The 12002-nt window shown below is 67.4% G+C and carries 13 protein-coding genes; 8 read left to right on the forward strand and 5 right to left on the reverse strand.

All coding sequences use genetic code 11. The annotated features are described in order from the left end of the window. Positions 1-44 precede the first annotated feature (44 nt). Positions 45-1430 carry a multidrug efflux RND transporter outer membrane subunit SmeF gene (smeF, locus tag AC06FA_RS01410; protein WP_478066797.1) on the forward strand — a complete coding sequence of 462 codons (1386 nt, stop codon included), beginning with the start codon at positions 45-47 and terminating at the stop codon, positions 1428-1430. Positions 1431-1616: 186 nt separating this feature from the next. On the opposite strand, the gene AC06FA_RS01415 is transcribed toward smeF, so the two are convergent. The 4 genes from AC06FA_RS01415 to AC06FA_RS01430 form a co-directional block, all read right to left on the reverse strand. Then, positions 1617-2039: a low affinity iron permease family protein gene (locus AC06FA_RS01415; protein WP_199934037.1), complete on the reverse strand. Its 423-nt coding sequence runs from the start codon at positions 2037-2039 to the stop codon at positions 1617-1619. Positions 2040-2109: 70 nt separating this feature from the next. Next, on the reverse strand, positions 2110-2436 hold the full coding sequence (locus AC06FA_RS01420) for a hypothetical protein (RefSeq protein WP_108750491.1): 327 nt from the start codon (positions 2434-2436) through the stop codon (positions 2110-2112). 75 nt (positions 2437-2511) lie between these two features. Next, complete coding sequence (locus tag AC06FA_RS01425; protein ID WP_478066798.1) at positions 2512-2772, reverse strand: hypothetical protein; 261 nt, start codon at positions 2770-2772, stop codon at positions 2512-2514. A gap of 200 nt (positions 2773-2972) precedes the next feature. Beyond that, a complete protein-coding gene (locus AC06FA_RS01430; protein WP_005411083.1) occupies positions 2973-3425 on the reverse strand; it encodes a nucleoside deaminase in 453 nt (150 codons plus the stop codon). A gap of 81 nt (positions 3426-3506) precedes the next feature. On the opposite strand from AC06FA_RS01430, the gene ubiE reads away from it, so the two are divergent. The 4 genes from ubiE to AC06FA_RS01450 all read left to right on the forward strand — a co-directional run bounded on the left by ubiE (position 3507) and on the right by AC06FA_RS01450 (position 7961). Further along, positions 3507-4268 carry a bifunctional demethylmenaquinone methyltransferase/2-methoxy-6-polyprenyl-1,4-benzoquinol methylase UbiE gene (gene ubiE / locus AC06FA_RS01435; protein ID WP_478066799.1) on the forward strand — a complete coding sequence of 254 codons (762 nt, stop codon included), beginning with the start codon at positions 3507-3509 and terminating at the stop codon, positions 4266-4268. A 255-nt stretch (positions 4269-4523) separates the two neighbouring features. Next, positions 4524-6452, forward strand: a complete 1929-nt coding sequence (locus AC06FA_RS01440) for a M1 family metallopeptidase (RefSeq protein WP_108750495.1) — start codon at positions 4524-4526, stop codon at positions 6450-6452. 163 nt (positions 6453-6615) lie between these two features. After that, positions 6616-7347, forward strand: a complete 732-nt coding sequence (locus tag AC06FA_RS01445) for a hypothetical protein (protein ID WP_478066800.1) — start codon at positions 6616-6618, stop codon at positions 7345-7347. Then, on the forward strand, positions 7338-7961 hold the full coding sequence (locus AC06FA_RS01450; RefSeq protein WP_478066801.1) for an HAD family hydrolase: 624 nt from the start codon (positions 7338-7340) through the stop codon (positions 7959-7961). Before AC06FA_RS01445 ends, AC06FA_RS01450 begins: the two co-directional genes overlap by 10 nt. 103 nt (positions 7962-8064) lie before the next feature. Here the strand turns inward: AC06FA_RS01450 and AC06FA_RS01455 are convergent, their stop codons facing one another. Further along, the gene (locus AC06FA_RS01455; RefSeq protein WP_108750497.1) at positions 8065-9003 is read right to left on the reverse strand and encodes a carbohydrate kinase family protein; all 939 of its coding nucleotides are present in this window, start codon (positions 9001-9003) and stop codon (positions 8065-8067) included. Between the two features lie 283 nt (positions 9004-9286). Between AC06FA_RS01455 and AC06FA_RS01460 the strand changes: the two genes are divergently transcribed. The 3 genes from AC06FA_RS01460 to mreD all read left to right on the forward strand — a co-directional run bounded on the left by AC06FA_RS01460 (position 9287) and on the right by mreD (position 11999). Continuing rightward, entirely contained in the window at positions 9287-10333 is a 1047-nt protein-coding gene (locus AC06FA_RS01460) for a rod shape-determining protein (RefSeq protein ID WP_005419402.1), read from the forward strand. 122 nt (positions 10334-10455) lie between these two features. Continuing rightward, positions 10456-11517 carry a rod shape-determining protein MreC gene (mreC, locus tag AC06FA_RS01465; protein WP_478066802.1) on the forward strand — a complete coding sequence of 354 codons (1062 nt, stop codon included), beginning with the start codon at positions 10456-10458 and terminating at the stop codon, positions 11515-11517. After that, positions 11514-11999 (forward strand): rod shape-determining protein MreD, encoded by a 486-nt coding sequence (gene mreD, locus AC06FA_RS01470; RefSeq protein ID WP_005419400.1) that lies wholly within the window; start codon positions 11514-11516, stop codon positions 11997-11999. Before mreC ends, mreD begins: the two co-directional genes overlap by 4 nt. Positions 12000-12002 lie beyond the last annotated feature (3 nt).

The raw sequence follows: 12002 nt of genomic DNA on the forward strand, positions 1-12002 counted from the left end.
CCGGGCCCTGTCCGGCGCCGCCATCGTGACCCCAAGGTGTCGCCATGAAATTCCATACCCTTGTTCTTTCTGCCGCCGTGGCCCTTGTGCTGGGCGGCTGTTCCACCCTGGTGCCGAAGAACACCGCCGTCGCTCCGGGCATTCCCGCGCAGTGGCCGGCGGAAGCCACCGAAGGTGAAGTGGCCGATGCGGCCGCCGTCGGCTGGCGCGACTTCTTCACCGATGCGCGTCTGCAGGAGGTGATCGACCAGGCGCTGGCCAACAACCGCGACCTGCGCGTGGCCGTACTGAACGTGGAAAAGGCGCGCGGCCAGTACCGCGTGCAGCGCGCCGACCGCGTGCCTGCGCTGGCCGCGCAGGGGCAGATGCAGCGCAGCGGCGGTGATGTGCCGGTCAGCGAACAGTTCAGCGCCAACCTGGGCGTGGCCGAGTTCGAGCTGGACCTGTTCGGCCGTGTGCGCAACCTGAGCGAAGCGGCGCTGCAGCAGTACTTCGCCGTGGCGGCCAACCGCCGCAACGCGCAGCTGAGCCTGGTGGCCGAGACCGCCACCGCATGGCTGACCTACGGTGCCGACCAGCAGCAGCTGAAGATTGCCGAAGCCACCCTGAAGACCTACGAGGATTCGCTGCGCCTGGCCGAAGCGCGCCACGAGCGTGGTGGCAGTTCGGGCCTGGAGCTGAGCCAGACCCGCACGCTGGTGGAAACCGCACGCACCGACGCCGCGCGCCTGCGGGGTCAGCTGGCGCAGGACCGCAATGCCCTGGCGCTGCTGGCCGGTGGGCAGATCGATCCGGCGCTGCTGCCGGACAGCATCGCACCGCAGGTGCTGGCCCTGGCGCCGCCGCCGGCGGGGCTGCCCAGCGACGTGTTGCTGCAGCGCCCGGACATCATGGCCGCCGAACACCAGCTGCTGGCCGCCAATGCCAACATCGGTGCTGCGCGCGCCGCGTTCTTCCCCAGCATCCAGCTGACCGGCAGCGTTGGCAGCAGTTCCGGTGAGCTGTCCGGGCTGTTCGACAGTGGCACCCGGGTGTGGAGCTTCCTGCCGACCATCACCCTGCCGATCTTCCAGGGCGGCAAGCTGCGCGCGAACCTGGCCGTGGCCAATGCCGAGCGCGATATCGCTTTGGCCGAGTATGAGAAGTCGATCCAGACCGGCTTCCGCGAAACCGCCGATGCGCTGGCGCTGAACGTCAGCCTGGACGAGCAGGTCGCCTCGCAGCAGCGCCTGGTGGAAGCGGCTGAGTTGGCCAACCGCCTGTCGCAGGCGCGCTACGACGCCGGCTTGGACAGCTTCGTGACCCTGCTGGATGCGCGCCGTACCGCCTACAGCGCACAGCAGACCCAGCTGCAGGCGCAGCTGGCACAGCAGGCCAACCGCATCACCCTGTACAAGGTGCTGGGCGGCGGCTGGCGCGAGCGCAGCTGAGCCGCGCCCCCGGCACGGCCCAGCGCCTTGGTAGGTGCCAACCTTGGTTGGCACAACGCAGGGGCTGCGCGGGGTTGCCTTGGCTCTGGTAGGTGCCAACCTTGGTTGGCACAACGCGGGCGCGCGCGTTGAAAAGCATGCCAACCAAGGTTGGCATCTACCAGAGCAGGATCGCAGGCGCGGGCGTTACACGGCTTCGTCATCGCGCGGCGGAACGCGGCACGCGCGTACCCGCGCCAGCGCGTCACCCGCCTCGCGGGCCATGCGCTCGTATTCGGCGCGGATCTCCTCCAGCCGTTCCTCGTCCATCTCCTCCAGATCCAGCAACTCGTTGTTGGCATCGGCGGTGGCACGGATCAGCTCGTCCAGCTTGATCTGCATCGCCGCGGTATCCGAGTTCTGCGTGTGCTGGATCAGGAACACCATCAGGAACGTGATGATGGTGGTGCCGGTGTTGATGACCAGCTGCCAGGTGTCGTTGAAACCGAACACCGGGCCGCTGATGCCCCACAGCACCACGATGCTGATCGCTGCCAGGAAGGTCCACGGCGAGCCCGCCGCGGCGGAGGCCTTCTTGGCCAGGGTGTTGAACAGGTTGCGTGCGCTCATCGGGGTCGTTCCAGGGGAATGACGCGGATGATCGGCACTGGCCCGTGCACGGGCCGTGCAGCGGCGCGCCTCAGGCGCGCAGGCGCGGCGCCTGCTGGCTGCGCACCGGGCTGCTCTGGTAGACGTGCTGCCAGCAGCGTTCGACGAACTCACGGGCCTGCGCCTCGGTCAGGCGCGGCATGATCTGCAGGGCGTACTGGGTCTGGAACATCTCATCGCGCTGCGCATCGCTGGCACGCGGCTGGGTGATCAGCGAATCGCAGGCGAACTTGACCCACGGCACATACGAACCGAACGAGTTGTGGGCAAGCGCGCCATCGGCATGCTGGCGGCGCCAATGGTCCAGCTCGGCGTCGACATTGATGACCGGGGGAATGGTGGGGACTTCAGCGTGCATGACGATCCAATGGGCAGAAGGTGAAAGGGAGTGGGGGCTGATGCCGAGTGTCGTGGGTTGGCGGTGCATGCAGTGTCAGTGCGGCGTGCATCCGGTGTGCGTGTCCAACAGTTGCGCATGCTCCACGGCACCCAGCGCTTCGGCCATGTCGGCCATGGCATTGCACAGTTGCAGCTGGTCGCGCGGGTGCTCGCGCATGACTTCCAGCTGCAGGCCCTGGTAGGCGGCCCAGAACGGAGCGCCACGGCGATGCAGCACGAACTGCTGGCGCAGACGTTCGCGGATGCCGGCAAGGGCCGGGTGGTCGGGCAGGGAAGGTGTGGCGTGCGCGCTCATCGGCTGGCTCCGCCGGAGCAACAGGCCCCGGTGCGTTCCACCGTAGGCCCCTTGCGTGCACGCGATGTTAGTGGCGTGTATGCAACTGACGTGGCTGACTGTGCGCCAGTGCGCACTCGCCGCTGCAGACGCAACCGGCACAAGGCTGGGCCGGCGCTGAAGAATTCATAAAGCGCGTGGCGCCTTCACGGCGCGGCGGCTTACTCGCCGATGTCTTCGTTCCAGATCTCCGGATGCTGCGCAATGAAACCGCCCAGCAGGTCCACGCATTCCTGGCTGTCCAGGTCGATCACGTTCACGCCGTTCTCGCGCAGCCAGTCGATGCCGCCCTGGAAGGTACGCGATTCGCCCACCACCACGGTGCCGATGTTGAACTGGCGCACCAGCCCGGAGCAGTACCAGCACGGGGCCAGGGTGGTCACCATGATGGTGTCCTGGTAACGGCGCTGGCGGCCGGCCTTGCGGAAGGCATCGGTTTCGCCGTGCACCGACGGGTCACCTTCCTGCACGCGGCGGTTGTGGCCGCAGCCCAGCAGGCGGCCATCGTTGTGGTACAGCGCCGCGCCGATCGGCACGCCGCCTTCGGCCAGGCCCTGGCGGGCTTCGGCAATGGCGGTCTGCAGCAGGGCCTGGTAGTCGGGCGTGGTGATCATGCGGGGCTCCGGTGGGTCATGGCCGGCCATGATACGGCGCTGTTGCCCCGCAGCGGCCCCAGCGGTGCGATAATCAGGGGCATGAGCGAATCCCCCTACAAATCCGGTACCACCCACTTCGGGTTCCGCGACGTCGACGCCAAGGACAAGCAGGAGCTGGTCGGGCAGGTGTTCACTTCGGTCGCGCGCAACTACGACCTGATGAACGACCTGATGAGCCTGGGCGTGCACCGGGCCTGGAAGCGCTACTACGTCGCCACCGCGCAGGTGAAGCCGGGCGACCGCGTGCTCGACCTGGCCGGTGGCACCGGCGACATCGCCGCCCTGCTGAAGGAGCGCGTGGGCGCCGAGGGCTCGGTGGTGCTGGGCGACATCAACGCGGGCATGCTGTCGGTCGGCCGCGACCGCCTGACCAACCGCGGCCTGGTGCTGGGCCTGGACTACGTGCAGTGCAACGCCGAAGCCCTGCCGTTCCCGGACAACAGCTTCGATCTGGTCACCATCGCCTTCGGTCTGCGCAACGTGACCGACAAGGATGCCGGCCTGCGTGAGATGTACCGCGTGCTGAAGGTGGGCGGCCAGGCCCGCGTGCTGGAGTTCTCTGAAGTCACCGCCGACTGGTTCAAGCCGATCTACGACTTCCACTCGTTCAGGATCCTGCCGAAGCTGGGCAAGCTGTTCGCCAACGATTCGGACAGCTACCAATACCTGGCCGAGAGCATCCGCAAGCATCCGCCGCAGGAAGAGCTGAAGGCGATGATGGGGCAGGCCGGCTTCGAGCGCTGCCACTACAAGAACCTGACCGGCGGCATCGTTTCGATCCATTCCGGCTACAAGCTGTAAGCCACGCCCTGGTAGGTGCCGACCTTGGTCGGCACGGGGCCCGCCCCGGGCGCTGACACACCGTGCCAACCAAGGTTGGCACCTACCAACGACGTGGGGCCTGTCGTACGCGTGGACGGATCCGTGCCAACCAAGGTTGGCACCCACCAACGCCGCAGGGCGGGCCCCCCGGCCGGCCTTACCCCGCATCGCGCAACGCCTGCGGGGCCGGAGGGAGGTACCATTGGGGTTTGATCCCCGTAACGGTCCCGATTCATGCGTAATCCGCTGATGCTCCTTCCGCTGGCCGTGGCTCTGGCCGCCGGCTGCTCCCAGGAGGCGGCCGCGCCCGCCGCCGCCCCGACTGCCGAAAAGGCCCCCGCCGCCCCCGTGAACGCCGAAAACCGCAGCCACGACGAAAGCTCCTATGCCGAGCCGGACAAGGTCGTCATCAAGGACATCGCGCTGGATCTGAAGCTGGACTTCGACCAGAAGCAGATCGGCGGCACCGCCACCTACACCCTGGAATGGAAGCAGAAGGACGCCCAGCAGCTGGTGCTGGACACCCGTGAGCTGAGCGTTTCCAAGGTCGAGGCCATCGCCGCCGACGGCGCGCGCAGCCCGCTGAAGTTCGAACTGGCCCCGGTCGACAAGGTGTTCGGCAGCAAGCTGACCATCGAAGCCCCGGCGCAGCCGGCCAAGGTGGAAGTGAGCTACCACACCGCCCCGACCGCCTCGGGCCTGCAGTGGCTGGAGCCGTCGATGACCGAGGGCAAGAAGCTGCCCTTCATGTTCAGCCAGTCGCAGGCCATCCACGCCCGTTCCTGGGTGCCGCTGCAGGACACCCCCAGCGTGCGCTTCACCTACAGCGCGCACGTGGTCTCGCGCCCGGACGTGATGGTGCTGATGAGCGCCGACAACGATCCCAAGGCCGCGCGTGATGGTGATTACACCTTCAAGATGCCGCAGCCGATTCCGTCCTACCTGCTGGCCATCGCCGCCGGTGACCTGGTGTTCGAACCGATTTCCGGCCGTTCCGGTGTCTGGGCCGAGCCGACCATGGTGAACAAGGCTGCCAAGGAATTCGAAGACACCGAGAAGATGATCGGTGCCGCCGAAAAGCTGTACGGCGAATACCGCTGGGGCCGCTATGACATGCTGGTGCTGCCGCCGTCGTTCCCGTTCGGCGGCATGGAAAACCCGCGCCTGACCTTCGCCACCCCGACCGTGATCGTCGGCGACAAGTCGCTGGTTTCGCTGGTGGCCCACGAACTGGCGCACAGCTGGTCGGGCAACCTGGTCACCAATGCCAGCTGGAAGGACATCTGGTTGAACGAAGGCTTCACCACCTACGTGCAGGGGCGCATCACCGAAGCCCTGTACGGCAAGGAAATGGCCGAAATGGAAAAGCAGATCGACCAGACCGATCTGCTGGCCGAAGTGAAGGACATGAGCCCGGCCGACCAGGCCCTGGCACTGCCGCCGCTGAACGAGCGTGACCCCGACGAAGCCCTGAGCCAGGTCGCCTACGTGAAGGGCTCCTGGTTCCTGGAGTTCCTGGAACAGCGCTTCGGCCGCGAAACCTTCGATCCGTTCCTGCGCGGCTGGTTCGATGACCACGCCTTCCAGAGCGCCAACACCGACCAGTTCGTCGAGTACCTGAAGAAGAACCTGCTGCCGAAGAATCCGACGGCGGTGAGCGAAGCCGAACTGAAGGCATGGCTGGACGAGCCGGGCATCCCGGCGTTCGCGGCCAAGGCGCAGTCGCGCAACTTCAGCAGCGTGGATGCCGCGCGCATCGCGTTCTCCGGCGCCGGCAGCCTGCCGGGCAGCCAGGTCACCGCCGAATGGGGTACCCAGGAATGGGTGCGCTTCATCGACGGCCTGGGCACCACCCTGCCGCTGGACAAGCTGGCCGCGCTGGACAAGGCCTACCACTTCACCGGCACCCCGAACGGCGAAATCGCCATGCGCTGGTACCCGCTGACCATCCGCAGCGGCTACACCCAGGCCAACGAAGCGGCCGGTGCGTTCATCGAACGCGTGGGCCGTCGCAAGCTGATCATGCCGATCTACGCCGAACTGGTGAAAACGCCGGAGGGCCTGGCGTTCGCCAAGCAGGCCTTCGAGAAGGCCAAGCCGGGTTACCACCCGATCACCACCGCCTCGGTGCAGGACATGCTGGCCAAGGCCGAAGCCAAGTAAGCAGAAGCGCCGGGCACCCCCCGGCGCTTTTTTTGTAGAGTCGAGCCATGCTCGACTGCTGTTGCTCTACGCTTCGGTAGAGTCGAGCTTGCTCGACTGGCTTTTCAACAGCAGTCGAGCAAGCTCGACTCTACATATCTGCGCACACACGAAGGACCTCCGCATGAAACGTCTGTTCCTGATCGCCGCCTGCACCCTGGCCCTGGCCGCCTGCAGCAACCCTGAAGAAGAGCGCAAGGCGCAGGAAGCGGCGGCCGCAGCTGCGCAGGCGCAGAAGGAAGCCAAGGCCGAGGACGTGGCCAAGCAATACGACACCGCCGTGGCGGCGCAGGACTGGGAGCGCGCACGCATGCATGGCGGTTCGCTGCTGGACCAGTACAAGGACACCGCCGCCGCCGAGCGCATTGCCGCCGGCTTCGATGAAGTGAAGGCCAAGGCCGATGCCGCGCGCAACCTGCGCCGCATGCAGGCGCTGTGGCAGTACAACGAGATTCCGGTCGGCAGCAAGGGCGTGCAGCGTTCGGCGTCGATCTACAGCAAGGAACGCGTGGACGTGGATGGCAGCGGCGCCAAGCCGGTGCAGCTGGTGTTCCGCGACCATCCCGAATGGAAGCGGCACGCCTACCTGGTGCTGCAGGCCGGCGATTTCCGCTGCCCGCAGTGCACGGTGAAGGTGACCGTGGACGACGGCAAGCCGGTGTCGATGGCCGCGTGGCGGCCGAAGACCGACGAGGCCATCGCGATGTTCATCACCGACCAGAAGGCGCTGTGGAAGCTGGCGCAGAAGGGCCAGTCGATCAGCATCGAGTTCCCGGTGAAGGCCGGCGGCACCCGTACCGCGGTGTTCGAGACCGGCGGCGTGGACAGCAGCCGCATGCCGTCGTGGTGGAAGTAACGCCCCGCGCGACGGTGGCACCGGCGCTGTCGGCCGTGCGCCACTGGGTATTCGACATGGATGGCACGCTGACTGTGGCCATGCATGATTTCGACGGTATCAAGCGCGCGCTGGGCATCCCACCCAGTGCGGACATCCTGGCGCACCTGGCCGGCCTGCCAGCGGCGGAGGCGGCGCAGAAGCACGCCTGGCTGCTGGACCACGAGCGGGCGCTGGCCACAGACGCACTGCCGGCACCGGGGGCGGTGGCGCTGCTGCGCGCGCTGGCCGCGGCCGGCTGCCCGCTCGGCATCCTGACCCGCAACGACCATGCGCTGGCCAAGCTGACGCTGGATTCGATCGGGGTAGGGGATCTGTTCGAAGATGGCGCCATCATCGGCCGCGATGAAGCGGTGCCCAAGCCCTCGCCCGATGGCGTGCAGCAGCACCTGCGGCGCTGGGGTGCCAGCGCCGGGGCGGCGGTGATGGTGGGCGACCACGCCTACGATCTGGACTGCGGCCGCGCCGCGGGTGCGCGCACCGTGCTGGTCAACCTGCCGGACAACCCGTGGCCGGGCCGCGCGGACTGGCATTTTGCCGATTGCCGCGCGTTGCACGCGGCCTGGCAGGGGTGATCATTCCGCCGTGCCGGGCCATGCCCGGTGTGTCGACCAAGGTCGACACCTACCAAGCGCGTGTCGACCAAGGTCGACACCTACCCAGGGCATTGCCGTTCGGTTACGCGTTCAGCGCGTAGCCAAATTGCTGCTTGAACTGCTCGTTGAACTCATCGAAGGTGAAGCGCTGGTTCTGGGTGCCCGGGTGCTCGACCTTCAGCGCGCCCATCAGGTTGCCCATGCGGCCGATGGTCAGCCAGTCGTAGCCCTTCTGGATGCCGTAGATCAGGCCGGCGCGGAAGGCGTCGCCACAGCCGGTCGGGTCGACCACGCGGCGCTCGTGCGCCGGCGGAATGTCGTAGCTCTTTTCCGGGGTGTGGATCACCGCGCCCTTCGGGCCGCGGGTGGTGATGTAGGCCTTCACCCGGCTCACGATCTCCTTCTCGTCCCAGCCGGTGCGTTCCTGCAGCAGGTTCGACTCGTAGTCGTTCACCACCACGTAGTCGGCCTGCTCGATGAAGGCGCGCAGCTCGGGGCCGTTGAATAGCGGCATGGCCTGGCCCGGGTCGAAGATGAACGGGATGCCGTCTTCGTGGAATTCCTGCGCGTTCTGGATCATGCCTTCGCGGCCGTCCGGGCCGACCAGGCCCAGGGTCACGCCCGGCACGCCGCGCACGTGGTTTTCGTAGGAACGCATCATCGCGCCCGGGTGGAAGGCGGTGATCTGGTTGTTGTCGTGGTCGGTGGTGATGAACGCCTGCGGGGTGAACAGCTCATCGATCACGCGCACGCGCGACAGGTCGATGCCCAGGCCTTCGAAGTATTCGCGGTAGGGGCCGAAATCCGAACCCACGGTGCCCATCGGGATCGGCTCGCCGCCCAGTAGGTGCAGGTTGTAGGCGATGTTGCCGGCGCAGCCGCCGAACTCGCGGCGCATGCGCGGCACCAGGAAGGACACGTTCAGGATGTGCACCTTGTCCGGCAGGATGTGATTCTTGAACTGGTCCGGGAACACCATGATGGTGTCGAAGGCAAGAGAACCACAGATCAGAGCGGACATCGATGTAAGCCTATGCGGTGAATTTTGGGGTGGGCCGGCCCGCTTCGGCGGGCAAGCAAACGGCGCCCATGGGCGCCCGACGGCGCAAAGGTTACCCGCTGGTGCCGCTCAGGGCCAGAACCGGGTGATGCCCGATCAGGCCGAAAGCCTGTGAAGACGCGGGTTCAGCTAGTTTTTTCCTTGCTCGGCGGCAGGCGGGTTGCTAGGCTTGTCGGCCTCGATTTCTGCCCATTTTTTCGCCATCCCGCGGCGGGCACGACACCCCTCAGGACTCCTTCCTCAGATGTTCAAGAAACTCCGTGGCATGTTCTCCAACGACCTGTCCATCGACCTGGGCACGGCCAACACCCTCATCTACGTGCGCGGGCAGGGGATCGTGCTGAACGAGCCGTCGGTCGTGGCCGTGCGCCAGGACCGTGCCATCGGTGGCACCCGCTCGGTGGCAGCCGTAGGCGCCGAAGCCAAGCAGATGCTGGGCCGTACCCCGGGCCACATCACCACCATCCGCCCGATGAAGGACGGCGTCATCGCCGACTTCACCTACACCGAGGCGATGCTCAAGCACTTCATCAAGAAGGTGCACAAGTCCCGCGTGCTGCGCCCCAGCCCGCGCGTGCTGGTCTGCGTGCCGGCCGGTTCGACCCAGGTCGAGCGCCGCGCCATCAAGGAATCGGCCGAGGAAGCCGGTGCCCGCGATGTGTTCCTGATCGAAGAGCCGATGGCCGCTGCGATCGGCGCCGGCATGCCGGTCACCGAAGCCCGCGGCTCGATGGTCATCGATATCGGCGGCGGCACCACCGAAGTGGCGGTGATCTCGCTGAACGGCATCGTCTATTCGGCCTCGGTGCGCATTGGCGGCGACCGCTTCGACGAGTCGATCACCAACTACGTGCGCCGCAACCACGGCATGCTGATCGGTGAAGCCACCGCTGAACGCATCAAGGTGGAACTGGGCTGCGCCTACCCGCAGGCGGAAGTGATCGAGATGGAAATCTCCGGTCGCAACCTGGCCGAGGGCGTGCCGAAGATGATCAAGATCAGCTCCAACGAGGTGCTGGAAGCCCTGCACGAGCCGCTGTCGGGCATCGTCAGCGCGGTCAAGCTGGCGCTGGAACAGACCCCGCCGGAACTGTGCGCCGACGTGGCCGAGCGCGGCATCGTGCTGACCGGTGGCGGCGCGCTGCTGCGCGACCTGGACCGCCTGATTTCCGAGGAAACCGGCCTGCACGTGCAGGTGGCCGACGATCCGCTGACCTGCGTGGCCCGCGGTGGCGGTCGTGCGCTGGAACTGGTGGACATGCACGGCAACGAGTTCTTTGCGCCGGAATAAGCCGTCCCGGCTGCTCCCGCCCGCAGCGCCCCTCCGGGGTGCGGCCTGCCCGCATGGGTCGGCCCGCACCGGCGGGGCGCCCGCATGTTTCCCTTCCGCCTCCTGCCAGTTGAATCGTTGACGTGCCGCCCTACGCCGGACCCCCCGTCGCTTCCCGTTCCGGTGATGCCGCCAGCCCGCTGCGGCTGCTGGCCTACCTGGCGCTGGCCATCACCCTGATCGTGCTGGATGACCAGGCCGGTTGGCTGGCGCGCCTGCGCGAACAGGCCAACAGCCTGGTGCAGCCGGTGTGGTCGCTGGCCGGCCTGCCCGGCAAGCTGGGCAGCCAGGTGAAGGACAGCGCGGCCAGCCATGGCCAGCTGGTGGCCGAGAACCGCGAACTGCGCAACCAGCTGCTGCTGGCCAATGCGCGCCTGACCCGCCTGCAGACCGCCGCACTGGACAACGCCCAGCTGCGCGAACTGCTGAACGTGGCCGAGCGCAGCGGGCTGGACGTGCAGCTGGCGCCGATCCTGGATATCGACCTGGACCCGGTGAAGCAGCGCCTGGTGCTTGATGCCGGCAGCCGCGAAGGCGTGCACGTGGGCCAGGCGGTGATCGACGCCGGTGGCCTGATGGGGCAGGTGATCAGCACCACCGGTGGCACCTCCACCGTGCTGCTGCTGACCGACCCCGACCATGCCGTGCCGGTCACCGTGGCCCGCAACGGCGTGCGGCTGATCGTCTATGGCCGCGGCGATACACTGGAACTGCGTGACATTCCGCTCAGCGCGGGCGTGGAAGTGGGCGATGAGATCGTCACCTCCGGCCTGGGCGGGCGTTTCCCGGCCGGCTTCCCGGTCGGCACCATCACCGGCCTGCGCCCGGACGATACCCACGCCTTCCTGGTGGGCGAACTGAAGCCGGCGGCGCAGCTGGATCGCGGTCGCGACGTGCTGCTCCTGCGCCCGGGTGCGGCGATTCGCTTGCCTGCGGCCAGCGAACCGCCACAGCCAAGTTTGCCTTCGGCAAACCAGGCTGCCGGGGGGGCATCCCACCTTAACCCCGCGCCGTCGGCGCGCCCCCTTCAACAAGAAGGGGGCTCTCCCCCAGCCGGCTCTACGGTGGCGCCAACGTCGGCGCCAGCATCCGCTCCGCCTGCAGCAACGCCCACCGCGCCCACCACGCAGGAACCCGCACGATGAGCCGCCTGCGCGACAACCCGTGGGTGCTGCCGGCCAGCCTGGTGGTGGCACTGCTGCTGGGCCTGCTGCCGTTGCCGGCGCTGCTGCAGCCGCTGCGTCCCTATTGGCTGGCGCTGGTGCTGGCCTACTGGGTGATCGAAGCCCCTGAACGCGTGGGCCTGGGCATCGCCTTCGCCAGCGGCGTGGTGGCCGACCTGCTGTACGGCGGGGTGCTGGGCGAACAGGCCCTGCGCCTGGTCATGCTGGCCTTCATCCTGCAGCGCTTCCGCGCCCGCATCCGTTTCTTCCCGATGTCGCAGCAGATGCTGGCCATCGGCGGCCTGCTGTTCAACGACCGCATCGTCAGTGCGCTGGTGCACATCGTGGTGGACGAGCCGACCCTGCCGTGGTCCTACTGGTGGGCACCGCTGCTGGGCATGGGCCTGTGGCCGCTGGTGTTCGTGCTGCTGGATGCGGTGCGCTTCGGCAAGCGTGGGCGCTGAGCC

The sequence above is a fragment of the Stenotrophomonas sp. Steno-C17 genome (assembly GCF_056393165.1).

Coding starts and splice junctions, on each gene's coding strand:
- AC06FA_RS01445 (WP_478066800.1), top strand. CDS start 6,616: ATGAAACGTCTGTTCCTGATCGCCGCCTGCACCCTGGCCCTGGCCGCC.
- mreD (WP_005419400.1), top strand. CDS start 11,514: ATGAGCCGCCTGCGCGACAACCCGTGGGTGCTGCCGGCCAGCCTGGTG.
- AC06FA_RS01415 (WP_199934037.1), bottom strand. CDS start 2,039: ATGAGCGCACGCAACCTGTTCAACACCCTGGCCAAGAAGGCCTCCGCC.
- AC06FA_RS01430 (WP_005411083.1), bottom strand. CDS start 3,425: ATGATCACCACGCCCGACTACCAGGCCCTGCTGCAGACCGCCATTGCC.
- ubiE (WP_478066799.1), top strand. CDS start 3,507: ATGAGCGAATCCCCCTACAAATCCGGTACCACCCACTTCGGGTTCCGC.
- AC06FA_RS01455 (WP_108750497.1), bottom strand. CDS start 9,003: ATGTCCGCTCTGATCTGTGGTTCTCTTGCCTTCGACACCATCATGGTG.
- AC06FA_RS01460 (WP_005419402.1), top strand. CDS start 9,287: ATGTTCAAGAAACTCCGTGGCATGTTCTCCAACGACCTGTCCATCGAC.
- AC06FA_RS01425 (WP_478066798.1), bottom strand. CDS start 2,772: ATGAGCGCGCACGCCACACCTTCCCTGCCCGACCACCCGGCCCTTGCC.
- AC06FA_RS01420 (WP_108750491.1), bottom strand. CDS start 2,436: ATGCACGCTGAAGTCCCCACCATTCCCCCGGTCATCAATGTCGACGCC.
- smeF (WP_478066797.1), top strand. CDS start 45: ATGAAATTCCATACCCTTGTTCTTTCTGCCGCCGTGGCCCTTGTGCTG.
- AC06FA_RS01440 (WP_108750495.1), top strand. CDS start 4,524: ATGCGTAATCCGCTGATGCTCCTTCCGCTGGCCGTGGCTCTGGCCGCC.